The organism is Rhodanobacter sp. KK11, assembly GCF_033345435.1.
GTDB lineage: Bacteria > Pseudomonadota > Gammaproteobacteria > Xanthomonadales > Rhodanobacteraceae > Rhodanobacter.
This window is the reverse complement of the sequence record NZ_JAWPMI010000005.1, coordinates 398,320-423,099: the sequence shown is the minus strand read 5'-3', so window position 1 is coordinate 423,099 and position 24,780 is coordinate 398,320. Positions and strand designations below refer to the sequence as shown.

The 24,780-nt window shown below is 67.5% G+C and carries 19 protein-coding genes; 11 read left to right on the top strand and 8 right to left on the bottom strand.

What is annotated here, in order from left to right; translation table 11 throughout:
* Positions 1-80 precede the first annotated feature (80 nt).
* The 4 genes from R5H19_RS15395 to R5H19_RS15380 form a co-directional block, all read right to left on the bottom strand.
* Entirely contained in the window at positions 81-935 is an 855-nt protein-coding gene (locus R5H19_RS15395; protein WP_318159915.1) for a 2OG-Fe(II) oxygenase, read from the bottom strand.
* Positions 936-1,057: 122 nt separating this feature from the next.
* Positions 1,058-3,190 carry a prolyl oligopeptidase family serine peptidase gene (locus tag R5H19_RS15390; RefSeq protein WP_318159914.1) on the bottom strand — a complete coding sequence of 711 codons (2,133 nt, stop codon included), beginning with the start codon at positions 3,188-3,190 and terminating at the stop codon, positions 1,058-1,060.
* A 183-nt stretch (positions 3,191-3,373) separates the two neighbouring features.
* Complete coding sequence (locus R5H19_RS15385; RefSeq protein WP_318159913.1) at positions 3,374-5,446, bottom strand: sodium-translocating pyrophosphatase; 2,073 nt, start codon at positions 5,444-5,446, stop codon at positions 3,374-3,376.
* A gap of 162 nt (positions 5,447-5,608) precedes the next feature.
* The gene (locus R5H19_RS15380; protein ID WP_318159912.1) at positions 5,609-6,001 is read right to left on the bottom strand and encodes an RcnB family protein; all 393 of its coding nucleotides are present in this window, start codon (positions 5,999-6,001) and stop codon (positions 5,609-5,611) included.
* A gap of 417 nt (positions 6,002-6,418) precedes the next feature.
* Between R5H19_RS15380 and R5H19_RS15375 the strand changes: the two genes are divergently transcribed.
* The 4 genes from R5H19_RS15375 to R5H19_RS15360 all read left to right on the top strand — a co-directional run bounded on the left by R5H19_RS15375 (position 6,419) and on the right by R5H19_RS15360 (position 13,377).
* Entirely contained in the window at positions 6,419-6,994 is a 576-nt protein-coding gene (locus tag R5H19_RS15375) for a sigma-70 family RNA polymerase sigma factor (protein WP_318159911.1), read from the top strand.
* Positions 6,972-8,027, top strand: coding sequence for a FecR domain-containing protein (locus R5H19_RS15370; RefSeq protein ID WP_318159910.1), 1,056 nt, complete (start codon positions 6,972-6,974; stop codon positions 8,025-8,027). The genes R5H19_RS15375 and R5H19_RS15370 overlap by 23 nt, the downstream gene beginning before the upstream one ends.
* A 234-nt stretch (positions 8,028-8,261) precedes the next feature.
* On the top strand, positions 8,262-10,931 hold the full coding sequence (locus tag R5H19_RS15365) for a TonB-dependent receptor (protein ID WP_318159909.1): 2,670 nt from the start codon (positions 8,262-8,264) through the stop codon (positions 10,929-10,931).
* A gap of 118 nt (positions 10,932-11,049) precedes the next feature.
* Positions 11,050-13,377, top strand: coding sequence for a hypothetical protein (locus R5H19_RS15360; protein WP_318159908.1), 2,328 nt, complete (start codon positions 11,050-11,052; stop codon positions 13,375-13,377).
* Positions 13,378-13,519: 142 nt separating this feature from the next.
* Here R5H19_RS15360 and R5H19_RS15355 read toward each other — a convergent pair whose 3' ends face one another.
* Positions 13,520-14,803, bottom strand: coding sequence for a 6-phosphofructokinase (locus R5H19_RS15355; RefSeq protein WP_318159907.1), 1,284 nt, complete (start codon positions 14,801-14,803; stop codon positions 13,520-13,522).
* A gap of 189 nt (positions 14,804-14,992) precedes the next feature.
* Here R5H19_RS15355 and R5H19_RS15350 point away from each other — a divergent pair, with 189 nt between their 5' ends.
* From R5H19_RS15350 to R5H19_RS15330, 5 genes are all read left to right on the top strand, one after another.
* Positions 14,993-15,577, top strand: a complete 585-nt coding sequence (locus R5H19_RS15350; RefSeq protein WP_318159906.1) for an adenylate kinase — start codon at positions 14,993-14,995, stop codon at positions 15,575-15,577.
* Positions 15,578-15,621: 44 nt separating this feature from the next.
* Positions 15,622-16,980, top strand: coding sequence for a UDP-N-acetylmuramate:L-alanyl-gamma-D-glutamyl-meso-diaminopimelate ligase (mpl, locus tag R5H19_RS15345; RefSeq protein ID WP_318159904.1), 1,359 nt, complete (start codon positions 15,622-15,624; stop codon positions 16,978-16,980).
* A gap of 46 nt (positions 16,981-17,026) precedes the next feature.
* Entirely contained in the window at positions 17,027-17,635 is a 609-nt protein-coding gene (locus tag R5H19_RS15340; protein WP_318159903.1) for an LON peptidase substrate-binding domain-containing protein, read from the top strand.
* 44 nt (positions 17,636-17,679) lie between these two features.
* A complete protein-coding gene (locus R5H19_RS15335) occupies positions 17,680-18,498 on the top strand; it encodes an NAD(P)-dependent oxidoreductase (protein ID WP_318159902.1) in 819 nt (272 codons plus the stop codon).
* Between the two features lie 262 nt (positions 18,499-18,760).
* On the top strand, positions 18,761-20,173 hold the full coding sequence (locus tag R5H19_RS15330; protein WP_318160205.1) for a sigma-54 dependent transcriptional regulator: 1,413 nt from the start codon (positions 18,761-18,763) through the stop codon (positions 20,171-20,173).
* 357 nt (positions 20,174-20,530) lie between these two features.
* On the opposite strand, the gene R5H19_RS15325 is transcribed toward R5H19_RS15330, so the two are convergent.
* Entirely contained in the window at positions 20,531-20,857 is a 327-nt protein-coding gene (locus R5H19_RS15325; RefSeq protein ID WP_318159901.1) for a hypothetical protein, read from the bottom strand.
* A gap of 246 nt (positions 20,858-21,103) precedes the next feature.
* On the opposite strand from R5H19_RS15325, the gene R5H19_RS15320 reads away from it, so the two are divergent.
* Both R5H19_RS15320 and R5H19_RS15315 read left to right on the top strand, forming a co-directional pair.
* Positions 21,104-22,330 (top strand): acetylornithine/succinylornithine family transaminase, encoded by a 1,227-nt coding sequence (locus R5H19_RS15320; RefSeq protein ID WP_318159900.1) that lies wholly within the window; start codon positions 21,104-21,106, stop codon positions 22,328-22,330.
* Positions 22,331-22,355: 25 nt separating this feature from the next.
* A complete protein-coding gene (locus tag R5H19_RS15315; protein ID WP_318159899.1) occupies positions 22,356-22,775 on the top strand; it encodes a lactoylglutathione lyase in 420 nt (139 codons plus the stop codon).
* On the opposite strand, the gene hemL is transcribed toward R5H19_RS15315, so the two are convergent.
* Together hemL and thiE are read right to left on the bottom strand one after the other, a co-directional pair.
* Positions 22,776-24,056 (bottom strand): glutamate-1-semialdehyde 2,1-aminomutase, encoded by a 1,281-nt coding sequence (gene hemL, locus R5H19_RS15310; protein ID WP_318159898.1) that lies wholly within the window; start codon positions 24,054-24,056, stop codon positions 22,776-22,778.
* Positions 24,053-24,697: a thiamine phosphate synthase gene (thiE, locus tag R5H19_RS15305; protein WP_318159897.1), complete on the bottom strand. Its 645-nt coding sequence runs from the start codon at positions 24,695-24,697 to the stop codon at positions 24,053-24,055. The genes hemL and thiE overlap by 4 nt, the downstream gene beginning before the upstream one ends.
* Positions 24,698-24,780: the final 83 nt, after the last annotated feature.

Here is a 24,780-nt window from a genome sequence, read left to right as displayed (position 1 = left end):
TGAAGAGGGAAAGAAAGCCTGCAAGGATACGCCAAACGCTGCTGCGATGCAGCAACAGCCGGGCTTCGTTCCGCTGCCGGTCAGGCTTTGCCGGGCTTCCTGTATGGCCGCTCGCGCAGCCACTTGGTGGCGATCCACTTCTCGCCCTCGAGCACCGGCAGGCCGGCGTGCAGCGAGCTGCGGTCGCCGCCCTCGTAAGCGAAATACACCGCCGCGCCACGCCGTGCGGTGACGGTGAGGCCGAGTTCGGGGAATGCCGTGCCGCCGCCGCGTGCCGGCGTGTTCAGGTACATCACCACGCTGGCGATGCGCTGCCCGCCGGCCGCGGTGATCGCCTCGTAGCCGGGCTGCTCCGGGTCGAACCAGTCGAAGTGCGGCTCGTACTCCTGACCCGGCAGGTAGTGCAGGATCTGCAGCCCTTCGCCGTGGCTCGCCGGCACGCCGGTGAGGGCGGCCAGGCGCCGTTCGATGCGGCCGACCAGCGGCACTTCGTCCAGGGTGAAGAACATGCCTTCGCTGGTGCGCCGCCGATCCACCTGCTGACGACCTTCGCTGTCGACGGTGAGCGCGCGCTGCAGGCGCGGTCGTGCCAGTGCGATCAGCTCGTCGCACTCCTGCCCGTCGAGGATGTTCTCCAGCACCCGCAGCACCGGCGTGTCGACGCTGAGCGAGACGCCGATGGCATGCCCGTCGGCGCGGACTTCGGGCGCTTCGGGGTGTGTCGCGCGCAGCCCCTGCGGCGAGCTCTTCGCGGTACTGGCCAGTAGCGTCGCCAGCGGCAGCTTCAGCACCTCGGCGACGATGCCGCGGCTTTGCCGCGGGTCGTAGCCGTGCTCCTTCATCAGCTTCAGCACTTCCGGCACACCGTGGCCGGCGTGCGTGGTGGCGAGGATCCACTCGCGCAGTTCGGGGCTGATGGTGGGGCGTGGATGCATGGCGGCGGAAAAGGGGTGGCGGATCGCGAAAGCTTAGCGCAGAGCCTGTCCACGGCCGCCGCCATACGACGCGAGCCGGCGGGTGCCGGCTCGCGGGTGCCGCACGATGCGGTGGACCGGGACTATTTCAGCTGGTCCCACAGGAAGTCGTAAGCCATCGCGTGCATGTGGGCGGACTGCTGGTTGTCCGCGCCGGCGCCGTGGCCGCCTTCCAGGTTCTCGTAGAACCACACGTTGCGGTGGCCCTGTGCCTGCATCTTCGCGGCCATCTTGCGCGCCTGCACCGGGCCGACGCGATCGTCGCTGGTGGCGGTGTAGAACAGCACCGGCGGGTAGTGGCCGTCCTTGCGCACGTTCTGGTACGGCGAGAAGGTCTTGATGAAGTTCCAGTCGGCCGTGTCGGGGTTGCCGTACTCGGCCATCCACGAGGCGCCGGCGGAGAGGTGGATGTAGCGCTTCATGTCCAGCAGCGGCACCTCGCAGGCGATCGCGCCGAACAGCTGCGGGTACATCGTGAGCATGTTGCCCATCAGCAGGCCGCCGTTGCTGCCGCCTTCGGCGCCGAGGTGCTTCGCCGAGGTCACGCCGCGCCGGATCAGGTCTTCCGCCACCGCGGCGAAGTCTTCATAAGCGCGCGGACGATTGGCCTTCAACGCGGCCTGGTGCCAGGCGGGGCCGTACTCGCCGCCGCCGCGGATGTTGGCGATCACGTAGACGCCGCCGCGTTCCAGCCACGCGCGGCCGACGCTGCCGCTGTACTGCGGCTGCAGCGAGACCTCGAAGCCGCCGTAGCCGTACAGCAGGGTGCGGTTGCTGCCGTCGAGTTGCATGCCCTTCGGGGCGATCTCGAAGTACGGCACGCGGGTGCCGTCCTTCGACTGCACGAAGTGCTGGCTGACGGCGTACTTCGCGGCGTCGAAGAACGCCGGCGCCTGCTTGATCGTCTCGGCCGCCGCGCTGCCCAGCACGCCGCGCTCGAGCGACGACGGCGCCAGGAAACCGGTGACGTCCAGCCAGTACTCGTCGCTGTGGTCGGGATCGGTGTCGACCACGTTGATCGTGCTCAGCGCCGGCGCGCCCGGCATCGCCGCGCGCTGCCAGTCACCGCCGGGCGTGGCCATCTGCGGCGGAGTCAGCACTTCCAGCCGGCTCTTGACGTCGTCCATCAGGCTGAGGATCAGGTGGTTCTTCGTCCAGGCGTACGAGTCCAGCGAGGTGTGTGCGTCGGGCTGGAACAGCACGGTGAAGTGGTGCTTGCCGGCCATGAAGTCGTCGAAGTTGGCCGCCAGCAGCGCGCCGGCCGGGTAGGTGGCGCCGCCGACCGTCCACGGCGAGCGGGTCTGCACCAGCAGCCATTCGCGGTGGGCGTCGGCGTTGGCGTCGTCGGGCACCTCGACGCGTACCAGCTTGCCGCCCACGCGCTGGTACAGCTCGCTGTGGTAGAAGTCCTTCGCCACCTGCACGAAGTCGCGCTCGTAGCCAGGCGTGCGGTCGTGCTGCGCGCTGACCGCGAGGTCGCTCGGCTTGCCTTCGTAAACAGTGGCGGCGGCCGCCAGCGGCGTGCCGCGCTTCCACTCCTTGACGATGCGCGGGTAGCTCGATTCGGTCATCGAGCCGGGGCTGAAGTCGGTGCCGACGTAGATGCGGTTCTCGTCGATCCATCCGACCTGGCTCTTCGCCACCGGCAGCTCGAAGCCGCCCTTGACGAAGGCCTTGTGCAGGATGCTGAACTCGCGCGTGGCCACGGCATCGCCGCCGTCCGGCGACAGCGCGACCAGGCACCGCTCGTACGCCGGCTTCAGGCATTGCACGCCCTTGAACACCCAGCGCTTGCCTTCGGCCTGGTTCAGCGCATCGACGTCCAGCAGCACCTCCCACCTGGGCTCGGCCTTGCGGTATTCGGCCAGCGTGGTGCGCCGCCAGATGCCGCGCGGATGCGCCTTGTCGCGCCAGAAGTTGTACAGGTGCTCGCCCATCCGGTTGACGTAGGGAATGCGTGCCTCCGAGTCGAGCACTTCGAGGATGCGGTCGCGGGTGCGCGCGAATTCGGCGTTGTCGACGAACTGCTTTGCGGTCGTCGCGTTCTGCTGCTTCACCCAGTCCAGCGCGCGCACGCCGTGGATGTCTTCCAGCCACAGGAACGGGTCGTCGCTGCCTGCGGCGGCCGCGGGAGCGGGTGTCGTGTTGCGGGCAAGGCTGTCGTTCATGCCCGTCAGTGTGACGCCGAGTGCCAGCATCAGCCAGACCGATTTCATCGTGTGCTCCCAGTTGTGCGAGTGAACATGGTGGACATGGCGGGCGCGGCCCGCAGTCCGTCGAGCGTAACCACCTGATCATGCAGGCGCCTGTGACTAAAGTCAGGCTGGCATGCACGCGCGCTGGCACAAGACAAGAATCCCGCCACGAAGGCGGGATTCTCGTCATCGGGAAAGCGTGGTCTACAGCAGCGGAATCAGCAGCAGTGCCACGATGTTGATGATCTTGATCAGCGGGTTCACCGCGGGGCCGGCGGTGTCCTTGTACGGGTCGCCCACGGTGTCGCCGGTGACTGCGGCCTTGTGCGCCTCCGAACCCTTGCCGCCGTGGTGGCCGTCCTCGATGTACTTCTTCGCGTTGTCCCAGGCGCCGCCGCCGGTGGTCATCGAGATCGCCACGAACAGGCCGGTGACGATGGTGCCGATCAGCACGCCGCCCAGCGCCTTCGGCCCGAGCAGCAGGCCGACCACGATCGGCACCGCCACCGGCAGCAGCGACGGCACGATCATTTCGCGGATCGCCGACTTGGTCAGCATGTCCACCGCGCGCGAGTATTCCGGCTTGCCGGTGCCCTGCATGATGCCGGGGATGTCGCGGAACTGCCGGCGCACTTCCTCCACCACGGCGCCGGCGGCGCGACCCACGGCCTCCATCGCCATCGCGCCGAACAGGTAGGGAATCAGGCCGCCGATCAGCAGGCCGATGATCACCATGTGGTCGGACAGGTCGAAGGTCATCGGTTGATAGTCGACGCCCGCAGCCAGCGCCTTGGCCCGGGCCGCGACGTCGAGGTTGTGCGTGTAGTCGGCAAACAGCACCAATGCGGCCAGCGCGGCCGAGCCGATCGCGTAGCCCTTGGTCACCGCCTTGGTGGTGTTGCCCACCGCGTCCAGCGGGTCGGTGACGCCGCGCACTTCCGGCGGCAGGTCGGCCATCTCGGCGATGCCGCCGGCGTTGTCGGTGATCGGGCCGTAGGCGTCCAGCGCCACGATCATGCCGGCCATCGACAGCATGGCGGTGGCGGCGATCGCGATGCCGTACAGGCCGCCCTGGCTGTAGGCGCCCCAGATCGCCGCGCAGATCACGATCACCGGCATCGCGGTGGACTTCATCGACACGCCGAGGCCGGCGATGATGTTGGTGCCGTGGCCGGTGGTGGAGGCTGCCGCGATGTGCTGCACCGGGCGGTACTGCGTGCCGGTGTAGTACTCGGTGATCCACACGATCAGGCCGGTCAGCACCAGTCCGATCAGCGAGCAGTGGAACAGCGCGTGACTGGAAACGACGCTGCCGTCGCCGGCGGTCAGGCCCTGCGGCAGCAGGTTGCCGGTGACGAACCAGAACGCGACGGCCGAGAGCACCGCCGAGACGATCACGCCCTTGTACAGCGCGCCCATGATCGAGCCGCCGGGCTTCACCTTCACGAAGAAGGTGGCGATGATCGAGGCGATGATCGATACGCCGCCGAGCACCAGCGGGTACAGCACGGCAGCGAGATTGTCGACGAAGGTGAGGCCCGCCAGCAGCATGGTGGCGATCACCGTCACCGCGTAGGTCTCGAACAGGTCGGCCGCCATGCCGGCGCAGTCGCCCACGTTGTCGCCCACGTTGTCGGCGATCACCGCCGGGTTGCGCGGGTCGTCCTCGGGGATGCCGGCCTCGACCTTGCCGACCAGGTCGGCACCGACGTCCGCGCCCTTGGTGAAGATGCCGCCGCCCAGGCGCGCGAAGATCGAGATCAGCGAGCTGCCGAAGGCCAGTCCGACCAGCGCGTGCAAGGCGGTCTCGCCGGTGATGCCCAGGTGGCCCAGCACCAGCCAGTAGCCGGCCACGCCGAGCAGGGCCAGGCCGACCACCAGCATGCCGGTGATCGCGCCGCCGCGGAACGCCACGTCCATCGCCGCGCCGAGGCCGCTGCGCGCCGCCTCGGCGGTGCGCACGTTGGCGCGCACCGAGACGTTCATGCCGATGTAGCCGGCCGCGCCGGACAGGATCGCACCGAGCAGAAAGCCGATCGCGGTCGGCCAGTTGAGGAAGAAGCCGATCAGCAGCAGCAGCACCACGCCGACCAGGCCGATGGTGGTGTACTGGCGGTTGAGGTAGGCGCGCGCGCCTTCCTGGATGGCCGCGGCGATCTCCTGCATCCGTTCGTTGCCTGGCGATTTCGCCAGGATCCAGCGCGCGGACAGCGCGCCATACAGAACCGCCACCACCGCACACGCAACAACGATCCACCAGCCATACTGCTGCAGCATCGGAGCCTCCCCATGGGTTGTATGTGGCCGTCCGGAACGGGCGGTCACGGGGAGTATAGGCAGAGGTTGCGGCGCAGGCCGTTGTGCGGCGCAGCGCCATCAGCCCAAAGAAAAGGGCCATGCACGGATGCATGGCCCCGGATGGTTCACCCCGCTGCGGACTTACCGCAGCGCGTAGTCCAGGATGATGCCGGTGGCGATCGCGACCAGCAGGTAGTCGTTGTTCGCGCGCACCCAGTGGTAGCCGCGCGGCGGCGGACGCAGGCGGTAATGGCGGTAGTCGCGCACCACGTAGGTCGGGCCGTAGTAGCGGTGGCCGCGCTCCCAGCGATGATGGCGCGCCGGGTAATGGCGCGGGCCGGCGTAGCGGTAGTCGCGATGGTAATGGCCGTGGCGGCGGTCATCGTGCTTGCGACGGCCGTCGTGGTGGCGGTCGTGACCGCGGTCGTGGCCGTGCCGGCCGTGGTCGCCCGGGCCGGGGCCAGGGCTGGCCAGTACGAAGCTGCCGGTGGTGCACAGGGCAAGAGCGAGGAGCAGGCGGCTGACGAGTTTCATCTCGGGTCTCCTGTGGAGGGTCGTGGCCGCAACGGCGCGGCGATCGACCCGGGCAGGATGGATCGTAAGAACCTGCGGCTGAACGCAAGCCGATTCCGACGGCCCGGTTTCAGGCGGCACTCAGGATGGTGAAGCCCGTCACGGAAGCGGGCGGCTCAGCGTCGCCGTGCCGCTCCCGTCGCCGCGCGGCCAAGCCAGCGGCTCCGGCGTGTTCTCTCATTTCGGTTGGCGGGGCCGATGTCGACCATCGGAGAAGCCGGCGCAGCCACGGCTCCCGGCAGCTTTTCCCGGCACAAACTGTTTCGTGACGAGCGAAAAAGAGATCACCCTCAATCCGGTCTGCTTTGGATCAAAGTCGCAGATGGAACTGCAATACTCCGTCAGGTCCGCCCATGGACGACTCCAATGTTGGCGCTCATGGACACAACTCTGGATGACTGGTTCGCAGGCGAAATCCTTGTGCACGAAGCGGCACTGGTGCGCTATTTGCTGCGCTGGTGGCCTCATCGCGACGACGTGGCGGACTTGCGTCAGGAAGTCTACGTCCGGGTTTATGAAGCGGCTGCCAAGGCTCTGCCACTTCAGCCAAAATCGTTTTTGTTCACTGCCGCCCGCAATCTCATGGTGGACCGCTGGCGGCGCGGCAAGGTGGTGCCACTGGAAGCATTGGAAGAAATGGCGTCGTCACATGTCCCGGCAGACGTGATCACGCCGGATCGCTGGCTGACTTCACAGCGGGAGCTGCGCAGCGTGGTCCGCGCGTTCGACCGCCTGCCGCCGCGGCGACGGGAGGTGCTGTGGCTGCGGCGGGTGGAGGAATTGCCGCTCAAGGAGATCGCCAGGCGGATGGGTATTGCGCAAAAGACCGTTGAAAAGCACCTGGCCGATGCCACCCGCGACATCACCGCGATGGTGCTCGGCGGCAGCGATTGTCCGCTGCCTGAAGGGTTGCAACTGCCGGAGGACGCCCATGGCCAGCAACGAGGACATTGAACGCACCGCTGCAGCCTGGCTGGTGCGTCGCGAAGACGACTGGAGCGATGCGGAGCAAGCCGAATTCCAGGCCTGGCTGGATGCTTCCACGGCCCACCGTGTCGCCTGGATACGGCTGAACACCGGCTGGCAGCGCGCCGCCCGCCTCAAGGCGCTGGGAGCCGGACTGCCGCCGGAGCGCGTACCGCCACCGGGCGCGTGGCCCGAATCGCACTCGAACGACGATTTCGCACCGGCCATTCCTGCGCCCGGTCGACGCGCCCGGCGGACTGAAGTCGCCTCCGGTGAGCACACGCGGGTTCGGCGACCCCGCTGGCTGCCCTGGTCTGCGGCGGCCGCACTGTTGCTGTTGCTGCTCACGGGCTGGTGGAAATTCGGCGCCATCGAGCGGGCCAGTTATGCCACGGCTGTCGGCGAAATGCGGACGATCACGCTGACCGACGGCTCGACGATCCAGCTTGGCAGCAACAGCGGCGTGGCGGTGGCGTATTCGAGGCGCCAGCGCCACCTGACGCTGGAGCGTGGGGAGGTCTTCCTCAACGTCGCATCCCAGCCGGGTCGCCCCTTGGCGGTGCAGGTGCTGCAGCGCCAGGTCGTCGCCGTCGGAACGCGCTTCTCGGTGCGCCGCGACGGCGAGAGCTTGCGCGTTGCGGTGACCGAGGGCCGGGTTCGCCTGGAAGACGCCACTCGCCGCCATGTCATGCCGGCAACGCTGCTGTCTGCCGGCGCCGTGGCCGTTGCCGATCGAGATGGCGTGCGCGTGCGCCACCTGTCGGCGCGGGAGATGGCCGCACTGCTGAGCTGGCGCGAAGGCTTGCTCGTGTTCCGCAGCACGCCGCTGGCTGACGCCGTGGCGGAATTCAATCGCTACAGCGTGCACAAGCTGATCGTGGACGATCCCGCGATCGCCACCATTCCGGTAGGCGGCAGTTTCGCCTGGACCAACGCCGAGGCCTTCGCCCGCGTGCTGGAACAAGGCTTCGGTCTGCACGTCGAACGCGTTCGCAACGAAATCCACCTGCGGGCGAAGTAGGCGTTCCCGCGCCGGATCGGCATGCGCAGCTGCAACACTGGCGTCGGCGCGACGACCCGCCGGGGCGGCCATATGCCTCGTCCGGCGGCTGCACCCGCCAGCTGGGCATGGCCTTTCCGTGGTGAGCAGCGGGAAGCGAGTGCCGACCGGCATTTCGATTGAGGGTATTGGCGCAGGACGTCGTCCCGGAGATGGACGCCTCCCTGACGAGAGGCATTCAGGGGAAACGGATCCATGTGTAAAACCCATTTCATCCGCGCTACCGCGCTGGCGCTGGCGTGTTCATGGTCCATCGCGGCGTTCGCGCAAACCGGCACGCGCAAGCAGATCGACATCCCGTCCGGAGATCTCATCGCCGCCCTGCGCACATTGACCGAACAGTCCGGTGCGGAATTCATCTATCGCGAGGATCAACTCGCAGGGCTGCGAACGAACGGCGCCAGGGGTGCGCTGACTGCGGAGCAGGCACTCTCGAAGCTGCTGCAAGCCAGTGGTCACGAGGTTCGGCGAGATCCGTCCGGCGTATTGATGATCGTCAAGAAGGGGGCGAATCAAGGGAGCCGGTCCGGTGATAATCCGGCTGCCAGCTCAACCTCGGCCACCGCACCGGGCGAGTCGAAAAAGACCGTGCTCGACCTCGATACGGTCACCGTGACGGGCTCGAACATTCGCGGCGTCCCGAACCTTTCCGTGCCGATCATCACGATAGGCCGCGAGCAGATCGAGCGCAGCGGAAGATTCACGCTGGCCGACGTGATTGCCGATCTGCCGCAGAACTTCAATTCGATCAGCGACCGTCAGGGGACGTTGTATCAGTCGGACGAAAACAACTATCTGACCACGGGCTTCGGCGCCGGCGCGAACCTGCGCGGCTTGGGCGTGGATTCGACCCTGGTTCTCTTGAACGGCCGCCGCATGGCGCGCGCCGGCAACGACAGTTTCGTCGATCTGACGATGATCCCGTTGAGCGCAGTGGATCGCGTCGAGGTGCTCACGGATGGCGCTTCCGCGCTGTACGGAGCCGATGCGGTCGGCGGGGTAATCAACATCATCACCCGCAAGGATCTGCACGGCGCCGAAACCCGCCTGCGCTACGGCACGGTCACCGACGGCGGAAGGTACGAAAAGCAGGCCACCCAGATGTTCGGCCATTCCTGGGACAGTGGCAGGGCATTCTTTACCTATGACGCCCAGCGTTCCACCCCGCTGAAAGCCGAAGACCGCTTCGATAAAATCAACCCGAGGTTCTCGGACGCCGTGCTGGTGCCCGGCGCCGACAACCGCGGCATGATGTTGTCGGTGGAGCAGGACCTCTCCGAGCGTGTCTCGACGCATCTGGAGGCGACTCACGGCAAGCGGCTCAGCAAGGCGAGTTATCGCTCCAGCTTCCTCGGCTACAGTGTGGCCCGGGCGGACTCGCGCAACACCGCTGCAGGCGGCGGCATTTCCATCGACCTCGACCGGGACTGGCAGCTGCGGATCGACGGCTCGGGCGATCGCAATGTCCTCGATCTGACCATGTGGATAGGCCCGACCCTGGATACGCTGCAGCACAATTACGACAACATCCTGACCGCGCGGATCAAGGCGCTCGACGTGGTCGCGGACGGGCCACTCATGCAGGTCGGTGGCGGCCAGGTGCGCTTCGCCGCCGGGGCCGGTGGACGCTGGGAAGACTTGCGGCGCGTGTACCACAACTCCGACGGTTCGGCGGACGACTTCCTGACCCGTCGTCGCGTCAGCGCCGGCTTCGCCGAACTGACTGTTCCGCTGTTCGGCGCTGCCAATCGCCGTCCTGGCCTTGAGCGGCTGGAGCTCTCGCTGGCTGCACGCGGCGAGCGTTACAGCGATTTCGGATCCAGCATCAACCCGAAGCTCGGCGTGGCCTGGGCTCCGCTCGAGTCCCTGAACCTGCGCGGCAGCATCGGCACGTCGTTCAAGGCGCCGACCCTGTCGCAGACCGCCCACGGCCTGCAGACCTTTACCTACTACGACTATTTCGTGGACGAGAGCGGCCCAACCAACGTCATGATCCTGCTGGGCTCGACCGCCAAGCTGCGTCCGGAAAAGTCGCGGAACTGGTCCGTGGGGTTCGACTACCGGCCCACCGGCCTATCCGGATTGAACCTCTCTGTCACCTATTTCAACGTCAATTACAGGGACCGCATAGGTTCGCCGTTCCCGAGTGCCTATTCGCAGGATTACGTGATACTCGACCCGACCTATCAATTCCTGGTCGCCAGGTCGCCGGCCGCCGCCGACGTGGCGGCGTATCTCGACGAAGCCAGCTTCTCGGGCTGCTACGACATGGCGAACTTTGCGGAGTGCGATGCCCGTGATGCCATTCCGGACGTCAAGTACATCGTGGATACGCGTACGCGGAACCTGGCGAAAGTCCGCCAGGCCGGAGTCGACTTCCTGGCCTCCTACGAGTGGGAGAGCGCAGCGGGCCGCTGGAGCCTGGAGACTTCGGGCATGAAGATGCTGCGCTCGACCAAGCAGTTTGCGCCGGGCGGCGAGCCCCTGGTGCAGCTGAACGAGGTCGGCTACCCGGTCGACTTGCGTTTTCGAAGCTCGCTGAATTTTGCCAGGAAAAACTGGTCGGCCACCGTCGCCGCTCGCTATACCGATAGTTATAAAGACTCCTACTACCGGTATGTCGGCGATTTTCCCAGGAAACCCGGCGTGGCATCGTCCACGACGATAGACCTGTCCGTACAGACGGACATCGCTCGCTACCTGGGTTGGCAGTGGCTGCGGGAAATGGAACTGAAACTGGCCGCGACCAACGTGTTCGACCGCAAGCCCCCCTACGTCGCCACCTACTACGGCCTCAACTACGACGTCGCCAATGCCGATCCCGTCGGACGCTTCGTCAGCGCGCAACTGCGCGCTGCCTGGTGAAAACAACGCGCTAGCTCGTCGGGCCCCCGCTGCACGGGCCTGCCCCCCATTGACCATCCCACGCATGCCGCACGCCAAGGCGGGCGTGCCGCATGTCCCCTTTGTCAGGAGGTAAGGAATGAACCGGTTTTTACTTGGTGTACTGGCAAGCATGCTGATGATGCCATCGGCAGCCTTCGCCGGTGAACAACCCTGGACTGTCCGTGATTCGGTCGAGCTGACCTACTACGTTTCCGACGACGGAAGCGGTGCGCAAGGCTCCTACTACACCGACAACGCCAAGGTGACGCCCTCGCCGGACGGCACGAAATTCTTCGTGCTGACCATGCGCGGCGACATCGACCAGGACCTCTCGATCTACCAGCTTGTCGTGCACGATGCGGCCGCCATCGCAGCGGCGATCAAGGCGGGGCGGCCCGCGCCCGCGCCGGTCGCCACCCACCAGTCGCGTACCCGCGACTTCAGCCACTTGGGGCGGCTCGGCATCCGCCAGGCGACCTGGACGGCGGACTCGAGTGCCATTTATTTCCTCGAGACCGATCAGGAATCCAATTCGGCATTGCGCAGGCTGGAGATCGCGACGGGTGCGGTAAAAACGCTGTCGCCCGGCATGGCCTATGTCGAAACATTCAAGCTGGACGGCGACCGGCTTGTTTTCCAGGAGCGGGTTTCGCACGAAACCCTGTGGCAGGAGTCCGACCTGCCGTACCCGGTGAACTACGTCGACAGCGACTACTTCAAGCGTGCGCTCTCGTGGCAAATCCCGCGCTACCAGTCCTACCTCTCGGTCCGGGACGGGGCGGCACGCAAGTTCGGCCACGTGGAGAGCCAGCACACCATCCGGACCCTTGGTGACATCTCTCCCGATGGCCGCTGGATCGTCGCGGCCAAGTCGTCGGAGGGTCAGGCTGCCTGGAAGGGCCACGACATCAAGAACGACCGCGACGCCTCGACGCAGTTCTACCTGTTCGACTCGACCACGCTGGAGGGTCGCAAGCTGGTCGAGGCGCCGGTTGGCTGGGCGGTCTCCGACTCCACCCGGGTGGCGGCACTGTGGTTCCCGGATTCCAGGCGAGTGCTCCTGGTCAACACGATGCTGCCACTGGATGCTTCCGATCCGAAGCGCAAAAGCTCGTCGTACATCGTCGAGTACGACGTGGTCACCCGGGCGACCCGGGTCGTTGCCGCGTTGCCGGGGGCGGAAGGAAAGCCTTACCCGCCCGGGGCAGAGGTCAAGTGGAAGGAGCCGGGTCGCGAACTGAGCGTGACGTACAAGCGCGGCACCGAGCGCTTCCACTGGGTGTACAGGCTACGCGGGGCGCAATGGGTGGGCCGCCAGGTCAAGCCCCGCGCAGCGGACCAGGATGAGGCCGCTCCCGTCCGGCTTGCGGCAGGCGTGAAGGTCGAGATTCGGCAGAGTGTCAACGAGCCGCCTCGACTGGTGGCGGCACTCAAGGGCAAGGAGATGCAGCTGTCGGCCGAGGACCCGGTGATCGCACGGGCCAGGCTGTTGCCCGTGGAAAAGATGGAATGGACCGACGCACGCGGCAAGCCGTGGTCCGGGGCGCTGGTGTTGCCGGAGGCCTCGGTGGGTCGAAGCGCGCTGCCGCTGATCGTGCAACTGGGCGACGTGAATTTCGACCGCTTCAGTCCGGATGGCGTCACCTTGCGTCCTGGCCACTCCGCGCAGACCTTCGCGGCGCGCGGCTACGTGGTGCTGACCTTGAGCGACAGTCGCGAGAGCGGCATCAAGGACAGCACGGTCGATGAATTGCCGGACTTCCAGGGTGGCGTCGATGCGGCGGTTCGGACGCTGAAGGAGCGGGGTTTGGTCGACGCCGGAAAAGTCGGGCTGCTCGGCCATTCCCGGATGGGCTTCCGGACCTTCTACATCGCCACGCAGGCCAAGGGATTCGTGCCGGCGGCCGTTGCCGTGCAGGATTCGTTCTCCGGCGGGTTCAACGAATACGTGCTGGCGCGATCGCTGTTTCCCAACCTGGAAGGCATCGAGGAGCTTTATTCGCGCGAGAAGGGCAAGCCGTTCTGGCACAACAAGCAGGCCTGGCTCGAGAATTCGACCAGCTTCACGCTCGACAAGATGCAATCGCCGTTGCTGCTGCTCTACCTGAGCGAAAATCTGAAGGGACCGCCGGTCATCGGAATGACGGCGTTCATGGAGGCCTACGCGGGCTTGCGCATCCTGAAGAAACCCATCGAGGCGGCGAGCTTCCCGGGCGGGACGCACAACCCGATCAACCCGGCGCACCGTGCCGCCAACCAGGAGCTGGTGCTCGACTGGATGGAGTTCTGGGTGCTGGGTCGCGAGAATTCGAACCCCGCATTCAGCGAGCGCAATCGTCGCTGGCGCGAAATGCGCGAGACGTGGGAAGCCAGCAAGGCCAATGCCGGGCACCAGGTTGATCGGGGATCCGCGCTCGAAGGATGAGGCGATCCGCTCGATGACGGACGCAGCCTTCCGCTGCTCGACCATGAGAGAGCCCCGGCAACGGGGCTCTTTTCATTTCGTCGGGCCGGGCGACACTTTCGGCGGGTTGCGTGCATGCGGCCTTCGCGGTGCCTTGGCGCATTCAGGCGAACGGCCCGGGCTCGCCGAGCTTCTTTTTCACCGCGATATTCTTCAGCGTGACGTAGGCCGGCAAACCATCCTTGCCGTAGGGCGGCGCCGCCTCGCCGCGGATCAGCGGTGCCAGATAGCGGCGCGCGGCGGCGGTGATGCCGAAGCCGTCGCGACTTATGAAGTTCTTCGGCATCTTCTTTTCGCGGTTGGCGATCTTCGCCAGCGCTGCCGGCTCGATCTTCCAGCGGTACGGCGCGTCGGACGTGCGCACGATCACCGGCATCACCGCGTTCATGCCGGCCAGTGCGTAGTCGACCGCAGCCTTGCCTACCGCGTACGCCTGTTCCGCGTCGACCTTCGACGCGGCGTGGCGCGCCGAGCGTTGCAGGTAGTCGGGTAGCGCCCAGTGGTATTTGTAGCCGAGCTTCTCCTTCACCAGCGCCGCCAGCACTGGCGCCACCCCGCCGAGTTGCGAATGGCCGAACGCGTCGCGCGTACCAGCCTCGGCGAGGAATTGGCCGGCGGCGTTGCGCACGCCTTCGGAGGCGACCACGGTGCACCAGCCCACGCGTTCGACGGTGGCTTTCACTTTCGCCAGGAATGCGGTCTCGTCGAACGCGTTCTCCGGGAACAGGATGATGTGCGGCGGCGCATCGGCGCCTTCGCCGGCCAGGCCGGCGGCGGCGGCGATCCAGCCGGCGTGGCGGCCCATCACTTCGAGGATGAACACCTTGGTCGAAGTCTCGGCCATCGAGGCTACGTCGAGACTGGCCTCCAGCGTGGAGATCGCGGTGTATTTCGCCACCGAGCCGAAGCCGGGGCAGCAGTCGGTGACGGCGAGGTCGTTGTCCACCGTCTTCGGCACGCCGATGCAGCGGATGTCGTAGCCCGTCGCCTTGCCCAGCTGCGAGATCTTCAACGCGGTGTCGGCCGAATCGTTGCCACCGTTGTAGAGGAACCAGCGGATGTCATGGGCGCGGAACACCTCGATCAGCCGCTCGTACTCGGCGCGGTTCTCTTCCAGCGACTTCAGCTTGTAGCGGCACGAGCCGAACGCGCCGCCGGGGGTGTGGCGCAGTGCGGCAATCGCGGCGGCCGATTCCTTCGAGGTGTCGATCAGCTCTTCGCGCAGCGCGCCGAGGATGCCGTTGCGCGCGGCGTACACCTTCACCCCCTTGCCGCGGGCGGCTTCGATCACGCCGGCGGCGGTGGCGTTGATCACGGCGGTGACGCCGCCGGACTGGGCGTACAGCAGGTTGCCGGTGATGGCGGGCGAACGACGGTTCGAGCTCATGGGATCCTCGGTCAGGCAGTGGAAGCGTGCTGGCGGTGCCGGTAAATCTCTTCTGCAACAGGTACTTGGCCGGATACGACGAAGGTCTCCGTTTGACGGCACCCGGTGCAGCGGCTAATTTGACGGACAATTCTGTGCATCGGGCGGGCTGCAGCAGCGTGCGGCGGCCCGCCGAACTCGTGGAGCATTATGCGACTCGTCCTACTTGGTGCGCCCGGCTCGGGCAAAGGTACGCAGGCGGCCCGATTGAAGACGGCGCTGGGCGTACCGCATATCTCGACCGGCGACATGCTGCGCGCCGCCGTCGCCGCCGGCACCGCGATGGGGCTCAAGGCCAAGGCGGTGATGGAAGCCGGCCAGCTGGTCTCCGACGACATCCTGCTCGGCATGCTGGAAGATCGCCTGGCCCAGGCCGACGCGAAGGCCGGCTTCATCCTCGATGGTTACCCGCGCAACCTGGCCCAGGCCGATGCGCTCGAGCACCTGCTGGCCAAGCTTGGCCAGCCGCTGGATGCGGTGGTGAAACTGGACGTGCCGAACGAGGCGATCATCGGGCGCTGCGAGATCCGCTTCAAGGCGGAAGGCCGCGCCGACGACAACCCGGACACCGTGCGCAGGCGCCTGGCGATCTATGCCGAGCAGACCGCGCCGGTGGCGGACTTCTATGCCAGCCGCGGCAAGCTGCAGGTGGTGGACGGCGTCGGCGAGCTGGCCGAGGTCACTGCACGGATCGAGCGTGCGCTGCAGCGCGAAGCCGCTGCCGCGAACGGCTGAGCGCTGCCCGCTCCGGCGGGGCGGATTTCACGGAGTCGCTCGGCATGCGTCTGCACATCCTCGGCATCTGCGGCACCTTCATGGGCGGCGTCGCGGCGCTCGCGCGCGAGCTGGGCCACACGGTCGAAGGTTCCGATGCCAACGTCTATCCGCCGATGAGCACCCAGCTGGAGGCGCTCGGCATCGGCCTGATGAGCGGCTATGCGGCCGAACACCTGCAGCCGGCGCCCGACCTGGTGGTGGTCGGCAACGCGATGAGCCGCGGCAATCCGGCGGTCGAGTACATGCTCGACGCGCGCCTGCGCTACGTCTCCGGCCCGCAGTGGCTGGGCGAGACGGTGCTGGCCGATCGCGATGTGCTGGCCGTGGCCGGCACCCACGGCAAGACCACCACCACCAGCCTGCTGGCGCACCTGCTGGAAAGCGCGAGCATGGCGCCGGGCTTCCTGGTCGGCGGCGTGCCGGGCAATTTTGGTGTGTCGGCGCGGCTCGGGCAGGGCAAGCCGTTTGTCATTGAAGCGGACGAGTACGACACCGCGTTCTTCGACAAACGCTCGAAGTTCGTGCACTACCGCCCACGCATCGCCATCCTCAACAACCTCGAGTACGACCACGCGGACATCTTCCCCGACGTGGCGGCGATCCAGCGTCAGTTCCATCACCTGGTGCGCACCGTGCCGGGCAACGGCCGGCTGATCGTCAACGCGCACGACGAACGGCTCGCCGAGGTGCTGGCGATGGGTTGCTGGACGCCGGTGGAAACCTTCGGCATCGGCCGCGGCGACTGGCAGGCCACGCTGATCGAGGCGGACGGCTCGGCCTTCGCCGTGCAGCACGCCGACGAGCGGATCGGCGAGGTGCGCTGGTCGCTGCTCGGCAACCACAGCGTGATGAACGCGCTGGCCGCGCTGGCCGCGGCTACGGCGGCCGGCGCCGACCCGCTCGCGCTGCTGCCGGCGTTCGCCGGTTTCGAGAGCGTGAAGCGGCGGATGGAACTGGTCGGCGAAGTGGACGGCGTGCGCGTGTACGACGACTTCGCCCATCATCCCACGGCGATCGCCACCACCCTGGCCGGGCTGCGCGCTAAGGTCGGCGACGCACGCATCCTGGTGGCGCTGGAGCCGCGCTCCAATTCGATGCGCCAGGGCGCGCACGCCGAGGCGCTGGCGCCGTCATTGGCCGATGCCGACGCGGTGGTGTTCCTGCATCGTCCCGAACTGCCGTGGGATGCCGGCCGCGTCACCGCGGCGCTGGGCGGGCGCGGCAGCACGGCGCCGACGGTCGACGCGCTGATCACCGCGCTGCGCACGCAGGCACGGGCGGGCGACCAGGTGATCTTCATGTCCAACGGCGGCTTCGAGGCGGCGCCGCGCCGCTTCGTGGAGAGCCTGCGGCAGAGCTGAATCATCCGTCGCAGACCGGGACGTCGGCTCTGGGTACACTCGATGCATGGTTGCCCAGTCCCAATCGCCGCTCGTCGAGATACCGCTGTTCCCGCTGGCCTCCGTGCTGTTTCCCGGCGGCCGGCTGCAATTGCGCATCTTCGAGCCGCGTTATCTCGACCTGGTGCGCGAATGCACGCGTCACGGCACCGGCTTCGGCGTGTGCCTGATCCTGCAGGGGCAGGAAGTGGGCGAGCCGGCGGTGCCGGCGGCGATCGGCACGATCGCGCGAATCAGCGACTTCCATCGCGACGACGACGGCCTGCTCGGCATCATCGCCGAGGGCGGTTCGCGTTTTCGCGTGGCACGCAGCCGGGTGCGCGCTGACGGCCTGCTGCGCGGCGACGTGGGAGTCTGGCCGGACGAACCGGAACAGCCGGTGCCGGTGGAATTCGCCCTGTTGCAGACCATCCTGGAGCGGCTGGTCGAGACGATGGCGCCGCACTGGCGCGATGCGCCGCGCGGCGCCTACGACGACGCCAGCTGGCTGGGGTTCCGGCTGGCCGAACTGTTGCCGCTGGATGCCGCCGAACAGCAGCGCATGCTCGAACTGGACGATCCCGTGCAGCGGCTGGCCGAGTTGCGCGACATCCTGCCGCGCTTCCAGAAGGCGTGACCCGGCGGCTCTACACTGGGCGCATTTCCGACGGAGCGACGCGCATGGCCAACCTTGCCGGCAAGACCTTGTTCATCAGTGGCGCCTCGCGCGGCATCGGCCTGGCGATCGCGCTGCGCGCTGCGCGCGATGGCGCCAACATCGTGATCGCGGCCAAGAGCGGCGTGCCGAACCCGAAGCTGCCCGGCACCATCCACACCGCGGCGGCGGCGGTCGAGGCGGCCGGCGGCAAGGCGCTGGCGCTGCAGGTGGACATCCGCGAGGAGGCCCAGGTGGTGGCTGCGGCCGCCCAGGCCGCCGAGCGTTTCGGCGGCATCGACATCGTGGTCAACAACGCCAGCGCGATCTGGCTGGCCGGCACCGAAGGCACGCCGATGAAGCGTTTCGACCTGATGCACCAGGTCAACACCCGCGGCACCTTCCTGGTCACCCAGGCCTGCCTGCCGTACCTGAAAAAGGCGGCCAACCCGCACGTGTTGATGCTGTCGCCGCCGCCCAGCCTCGACCCGAAATGGTTCGCGCCGCACACCGCCTACACCATCGCCAAGATGGGCATGAGCCTGTGCGTGCTGGGCATGAGCCCGGAATTCGCCCCGCTGGGCATCGCGGTGAACGCGCTGTGGCCGCGTACGGTGATCGCCACCGCGGCGATCGGCATGATCGACGGCGTGAAGGCCGAACACTGCCGCAAGCCGGAGATCGTGGCCGACGCCGCCCACGTCATGCTGACCCGTCCGGCGCGCGATTACACCGGCCATTTCGCGATCGACGAGGAAATTCTGCGCGAGGCCGGGGTGGTCGACTTCGACGGCTATGCCGTACGGCCGGGCGCCTCCCTGCTGCCGGACCTGTTCCTGGGCTGAAAGAGCGGGACACGTCGCGACCGGGGGAGCCTGACCGGGGCGGTTGGCGTGGACCCGCCGTCGTCGGCCCCTTGCCCGTGGGTGTTCAGAAAGTCTTGTTTCTTCACGTATTGCTCGTTTTCCCGGGCGTATATTGCGCGTTGCACATCACACTTTTGTAGCAACCGGGGCGCAGGATGCGGCTGCAAAGGTCAGCGGAAACGGTCGCCAGGTGATCGTTCCGAACCGCAACTGCGACCTTGGGGACAGGGGGGTCAGTGCCATGACGGGCAATCAGGTATCCAGGCGTTGCGTGGTCTGGTTTGGCCAGCCGACGGATGAGGAATGCGCCTGTCTGGCCCGGGCGGGTTGGCGTACCAGGGTCGGCGATGCGCGGTTGCAGGACGGCGTGGGCATGCGGCGCGACGATATCGTGGTGGCCATGGCCGACTTGCGCTGCAGCAATGTGGATATGGTGCAGGCGATAGGCCGGTTGATGGCCAACCACCCATGGCTGCCGTGGCTTGCCCTGGTGCCCCAGGAAGTCGCCGCCGATACGCCGGAGGTGGAACGCATCATGCGGGCCAGCGAGAGCTTCTTCACGACGCCGGTCGACATGCAGCGCCTCATCGATACCTTGATGAAGTTCGGCAAAGGCTGGATGCCTGCCGCGGAAAAGACGGATATCCCTGGCATCATGGGTGCGCAAAGCCCGGTGATGTGCAGCACGGTAGCCAGCCTGCGCAAATATGCCCCGGTGGACTTGCCGGTGCTGATCACCGGCGAGACCGGCAGCGGCAAGGAGCTTGCAGCACGCGCGCTGCATGGCCTGTCGACGCGCCGCGATCGGCCGTTCGTCGCCATCAACTGCGGCGCGTTGCCACCGAATCTGGTGCAGTCCGAGCTGTTCGGCCACGAGCGTGGCGCCTTTACCGGCGCCAACGTGCGGCGCATCGGGCATTTCGAGGCAGCCGCCGGGGGCACGGTATTCCTCGACGAGGTCGGCGACTTGCCGCTCGACGCCCAGACCAGCCTGCTGCGCTTGCTGCAGGAAGGCACGCTGGAGCGCGTGGGCTCGAGCCAGCCGATCAAGCTGGACGTGCGCGTGCTGGCCGCCACGCATGTGGATCTGGAATCGGCGGTGGCGCAAGGCAGCTTCCGCGAGGATCTGTATTACCGGCTCAACGTGCTGCGCCTGCGCATGCCCGCGCTGCGCGAACGCGGTGGCGATGTCGAGTTGCTCGCACAGAATTTCCTGGATGCGTTCCGTCTCCGCCATCCCGGCCGCGCCCACACGTTCAGCAGCAGCGCGCGGCAGGCCATGCGCGAGTTCAGCTGGCCCGGCAACGTACGCGAGCTGCTCAACCGCGTGCAACGTGCCGCCGTCGTTGCCGAGGGCACGTTGATCAGTGCGGCCGACCTTGACCTGCCGGATGCGCGGCCCGCCGCTCCCGCCCGCTCCAGCCTCGACCTGACGCGAGTCTCGGCCGAGCGCGAGGCGGTGCTGAACTGCCTGCGCGAAAGCCACTACAACATCAGCGAATGCGCGCGACGACTCAACGTGTCGCGAGTCACCGTGTATCGCCTGTGCAAGAAGCACCAGCTGGAGCTGGAGGGCTCGCGGGGCAGCGGCTTTCCCTTTCGTGCGGAACGACCCGCGGCAGGCCTGAACGGGCCGGTGACCCAGAACGTGTAGGGAATCTTGAAGGTGACGCTGTAGTCCGGCGCATCGGGCGTCTGGTGCGGCGTCGCGCAGGATCGTGACCAGCGCGGCGGCACCGCAGCCATAGCCGGTGTGCTGGCGCACCATGTTGATGTAACGGCCCTCCTGCATGCCCGCGACCGGGCGGTTGCAAGGCGCGCCGTCAGGCAGCACGCCGCTGAAGCCCACGTCGGCGGCTCCGGCTCGCCCGCCGGCAACGCCCAGGACCACAGGCAAAAAAAGCCATGAGGAAGACAGCTCGCATCGCTGGCTTCCGTGCGTTCGTTTCCCTGCGAAGGAAGTCCCCCCGGCCCGCAGGGGACGGGCCGGGGGGGTTCCGTTGGTGCCCGGCTACAGGACTGCCGGGTTACCGCCCTCGTTGGCCGCTTGCGCGGCCACGTTGCCGATGTCGTCGCCGGATACCCCAAGGTGCCCGTTGCCGCCATTCAAGGCGCTGCCGATGGCATCGCCCACCGCCGGCCTTACGGCCTGGCGGGCATCGGCGGCCAATACGCCGGCCGGCAGCAGCACGCTCAGCAGCACCAGCAAGATGCGGTCAGGGAATCGATGACAGCGGCACGGATACATGGATGTCCCTTCAGCGTTGATCCCCGAATCCGCACGAGCAATCCGCGTGCCATTCGCGACATGGCCCGCCACAGTGCGGTTTTCGGCCATCGGATCGATTCGTGCCGTGGCGTTGCCGTGTCGTCGCGTATACAGCGGCCACCTGCGTCGAGTGGCTGCTGGGTGTGGCGATGCGCGCCACGACTGCATTGCGATGGGCTGTAACGCGGGCGATACAGTCCGTCGGCTGGTGTTACAGCAGCGGAGATTGTGTGCGGTCGCGGCGCGGCTCTACGATGCGCGCCACGCCATACCCGTCATCCACCCAGCGGCACGCGCCGCCGCCCCGAGAGTCACATGCACGAACAATCTTCCGCTCTGATCGAGCTCGGCAAGCGCTACTGGCTGCCGGTGTACAAGCCGCGTGAGCTGGTGCTCGATCACGGCAAGGGCGCGCGGGTGTGGGATACCGAAGGGCGCGACTATGTGGATTTCGGCGCCGGCATCGCGGTGAATGCGCTCGGCCACCAGGACCCGGACCTGCTCGCCGCGCTGGTGACGCAGGCGCACAAGCTCTGGCACAGCAGCAACGTGTTCTACACCGAGCCGCCGCTGCGGCTGGCCGAGGAGCTGGTGCACGCGTCGGGGTTCGCCGAGCGCGTGTTCCTGTGCAACTCCGGCGCCGAAGCAAACGAGGCGGCAATCAAGCTGGTGCGCAAGTGGGCGGCGTCGAACGGGCGCCCGCCGGAGCGGCGCAGCATCCTCACGTTCAGGGGGGCGTTCCACGGCCGCACGCTGGCTACGGTCACCGCCACCGCGCAGCCGAAGTACCAGGCGGGCTACGAGCCGTTGCCGGCGGGTTTCGGCTATGCGGATTTCAACGATGTCGCTGCACTGGAGGCGGCCTTCGCCACCGGCGACATCGCCGCGGTGATGCTGGAGCCGGTGCAGGGCGAGGGCGGCGTGCTGCCGGCCGCACCGGGGTTCCTCAAGCGCGTTCGCGAGCTGTGCGATCAGCATGACGCGTTGCTGGTGCTGGACGAGATCCAGTGCGGCATGGGCCGCACCGGAACGCTGTTTGCGCACGCGCACGACAATGTTGCGCCGGACATCGTGACCCTGGCCAAGGCGCTCGGCTGCGGCTTTCCGATCGGTGCGATGCTGGCCGGCCCGAAGGTGGCCGAGGTGATGCAGTACGGTGCGCATGGCACCACCTTCGGCGGCAATCCGATGGCCGCCGCGGTGGCACGCGTTGCGCTGGCCAAGCTGGCCTCGCCGGCGGTGCTGATGAATGTGGAACGGCAGGCGCACGACCTGCGTGCGGGATTGGCCCGGATCGACCACGAACTGCAGCTGTTCGCCGAGGTGCGCGGGCGCGGGTTGATGATCGGTGCGGTGCTGGCCGACGCGTACCGGGGCGAGGCGGGGGCGATCCTCGACTGCGCCGCCGCGCATGGCCTGCTGCTGCTGCAGGCCGGGCCGGACGTGCTGCGTTTCGTGCCGCCGCTGACCATCACCGACGAAGAACTTGCCGACGGCCTCGCGCGCCTGCACGCGGCGTTGAGCGATTTTGCGGCAGGCTGAGGCCTGTCGATCAGGAGCATCCGCGATGAAATACCTGCACAGCATGGTGCGCGTCCGCGACCTCGAGGCCTCGTTGCGTTTCTACTGCGAAGGCCTGGGCCTGCGCGAAGTGCGCCGCAAGGAGGTGCCGGAAGGCAAGTACACGCTGGTGTTCCTGGCGGCGCCGGACAGCCCCGAGGCCGAAATCGAGCTGACCTGGAACTGGGGTTCGACCGAGGATTACGGCAGCGCGCGCAACTTCGGCCACCTCGCCTTCCGCGTGGAGGACATCTACGCCACCTGCGCGCGCCTGCAGGCGATGGGCTGCACCATCCACCGCCCACCGCGCGACGGCCACATGGCCTTCGTGCGCTCGCCCGACCTGATCTCGATCGAGCTGCTGCAGGAAGGCCACCTGCCGCCGCGCGAGCCGTGGGCGTCGATGCCCAATACCGGCAGCTGGTAATCAGCCCTTCGCGTCGCGCAGGGCGCCGCGCGCGGCTTCCAGCGTGTCGGCGATGTCCTGGTCGGTGTGCGCACTGGACATGAAGCCGGCCTCGAACGCCGATGGCGCCAGGTACACGCCGCGCTTCAACATGCCGTGGAAGAAGCGGTTGAACAGCGCCGTGTCCGCCGCCGTGGCCTGCGCGTAGCTGTGCACCTTTTCGGCGCTGAAGAACAGGCCGAACATGCCGCCGACGCGATTGGTGCTGAACGCGACGCCTTCGCCGTCGGCCACCGACTGCAGGCCGTCGCAGAGCAGGCGGGTGCGGGCGGCCAGCTTGTCGTGGAAGCCGGGCGCCTGGATCAGCTCCAGCATCGCCAGCCCAGCGGCCATTGCCACCGGATTGCCGGAGAGCGTGCCGGCCTGGTAGATCGGCCCGCTCGGGGCGATCTGTTCCATCAGTTCGCGGCGGCCGCCGTAGGCACCCACCGGCATGCCGCCGCCGATGATCTTGCCGAACGTGGTGAGGTCCGGCGTGACGCCGTAGTGCGCCTGCGCGCCGCCGAGCGCCACGCGAAAACCGGTCATCACTTCGTCGAAGATCAGCAAGGTGCCGTGCTGCGTGCACAGCTCGCGCAGGCCCTGCAGATAACCGTCCAACGGCGGGATGCAGTTCATGTTGCCGGCGACCGGCTCGATGATCAGGCCGGCGATCTCGCCGCCGTGTTCGGCGAACAGCGCCTGCGCCGCCGCGAGGTCGTTGTACGGCAGGGTCAGCGTGAGATCGGCATTCGCCTTCGGCACGCCCGGCGAAGTCGGTACGCCGAAGGTCAGCGCGCCGGAGCCGGCCTTTACCAGGAAGCTGTCGCCGTGACCGTGGTAGCAGCCTTCGAATTTCACGATCTTGCTGCGGCCGGTGGCGCCGCGCGCGAGGCGGATCGCCGACATGGTGGCCTCGGTGCCGGAGTTGACCATGCGCACCATCTCGACCGACGGAATCAGCCGGGTGATCGTCTCGGCCATGGTCACCTCGGCTGGACAGGGCGTGCCGAACGACAGGCCGTCCTTTACCGCGCGCTCGACCGCCTCGCGCACCGCCGGATGGTTGTGGCCCACGATCATCGGACCCCACGAGCCGACGTAGTCGATGTAGCGCGTGCCTTCCACGTCCCACAGGCAGGCGCCGTCCGCCCGTGCGGTGAAGAACGGTTCACCGCCGACCGACTTGAACGCGCGCACCGGCGAGTTCACGCCGCCGGGCATCAGCTGCCGGGCGCGCTGGAAGAGTTCGTGGTTGCTCATCGGGCGGATTCTCGATCGGAGGGATACAGGGCGGCGAAGCGCTGCGCGGCGGCGCGCACGTCGGGGACGGCGAACACGGCGGTGACGGCCGCCAGGTAGTCGGCGCCGGCTTCGACCAGCGCAGCACCATTGTCCGGCGTGATGCCGCCGATCGCCACCCGCGGCACGCCCAGCGCGGCGCTTTGCCTCAGCAGATCGAGCGGAACGCACGCTGCCTGCGGCTTGGTCGGCGAAGGAAAGAACGCGCCGAACGACACGTAGCTGGCGCCGGCGCGCGCGGCGGCCTGCGCACGCGACAGCGAGCCGTAGCACGACACGCCGACGATCGCGTGTTCGCCCAGCACGGCGCGCACGGCGGTGGGATCGTCATCGTCGCGGCCCAGATGCACGCCGTCGGCGCCAGCGGCCAGAGCCAGCGCGATATCGTGGTCGATGATCAACGGCACGCCGTAGGCGCGGCACAACTGTGCGAGCGCCGTCGCTTCGGCGCGGCGCCGCGCCGTGTCGTCGCTCAAGTCGCGGTATTGCAGCAGCCTCGTGCCGCCGGCCAGTGCCTGCGCGACGACGTCGAGCAGATCGGCGCGCGGCCCATCGGTGATGGCGTACAGGCCGCGGCCCGGTTGGGGGGTGGGCGTCTTCAAATCATGGCCTCGCGAGCGTTGTGGAGGGGCAGCGGCGTCGTCGCGCTTTCGTATTGTCGAGCGAGTTGCGAGAATGCTCCATT

Excerpts from the sequence above, each read along its gene's own strand:
- R5H19_RS15395 (WP_318159915.1), bottom strand. The coding sequence starts at position 935 with ATGCATCCACGCCCCACCATCAGCCCCGAACTGCGCGAGTGGATCCTC.
- R5H19_RS15390 (WP_318159914.1), bottom strand. The coding sequence starts at position 3,190 with ATGAAATCGGTCTGGCTGATGCTGGCACTCGGCGTCACACTGACGGGC.
- R5H19_RS15385 (WP_318159913.1), bottom strand. The coding sequence starts at position 5,446 with ATGCTGCAGCAGTATGGCTGGTGGATCGTTGTTGCGTGTGCGGTGGTG.
- R5H19_RS15380 (WP_318159912.1), bottom strand. The coding sequence starts at position 6,001 with ATGAAACTCGTCAGCCGCCTGCTCCTCGCTCTTGCCCTGTGCACCACC.
- R5H19_RS15375 (WP_318159911.1), top strand. The coding sequence starts at position 6,419 with ATGGACACAACTCTGGATGACTGGTTCGCAGGCGAAATCCTTGTGCAC.
- R5H19_RS15370 (WP_318159910.1), top strand. The coding sequence starts at position 6,972 with ATGGCCAGCAACGAGGACATTGAACGCACCGCTGCAGCCTGGCTGGTG.
- R5H19_RS15365 (WP_318159909.1), top strand. The coding sequence starts at position 8,262 with ATGTGTAAAACCCATTTCATCCGCGCTACCGCGCTGGCGCTGGCGTGT.
- R5H19_RS15360 (WP_318159908.1), top strand. The coding sequence starts at position 11,050 with ATGAACCGGTTTTTACTTGGTGTACTGGCAAGCATGCTGATGATGCCA.
- R5H19_RS15355 (WP_318159907.1), bottom strand. The coding sequence starts at position 14,803 with ATGAGCTCGAACCGTCGTTCGCCCGCCATCACCGGCAACCTGCTGTAC.
- R5H19_RS15350 (WP_318159906.1), top strand. The coding sequence starts at position 14,993 with ATGCGACTCGTCCTACTTGGTGCGCCCGGCTCGGGCAAAGGTACGCAG.
- mpl (WP_318159904.1), top strand. The coding sequence starts at position 15,622 with ATGCGTCTGCACATCCTCGGCATCTGCGGCACCTTCATGGGCGGCGTC.
- R5H19_RS15340 (WP_318159903.1), top strand. The coding sequence starts at position 17,027 with ATGGTTGCCCAGTCCCAATCGCCGCTCGTCGAGATACCGCTGTTCCCG.
- R5H19_RS15335 (WP_318159902.1), top strand. The coding sequence starts at position 17,680 with ATGGCCAACCTTGCCGGCAAGACCTTGTTCATCAGTGGCGCCTCGCGC.
- R5H19_RS15330 (WP_318160205.1), top strand. The coding sequence starts at position 18,761 with ATGACGGGCAATCAGGTATCCAGGCGTTGCGTGGTCTGGTTTGGCCAG.
- R5H19_RS15325 (WP_318159901.1), bottom strand. The coding sequence starts at position 20,857 with ATGGCCGAAAACCGCACTGTGGCGGGCCATGTCGCGAATGGCACGCGG.
- R5H19_RS15320 (WP_318159900.1), top strand. The coding sequence starts at position 21,104 with ATGCACGAACAATCTTCCGCTCTGATCGAGCTCGGCAAGCGCTACTGG.
- R5H19_RS15315 (WP_318159899.1), top strand. The coding sequence starts at position 22,356 with ATGAAATACCTGCACAGCATGGTGCGCGTCCGCGACCTCGAGGCCTCG.
- hemL (WP_318159898.1), bottom strand. The coding sequence starts at position 24,056 with ATGAGCAACCACGAACTCTTCCAGCGCGCCCGGCAGCTGATGCCCGGC.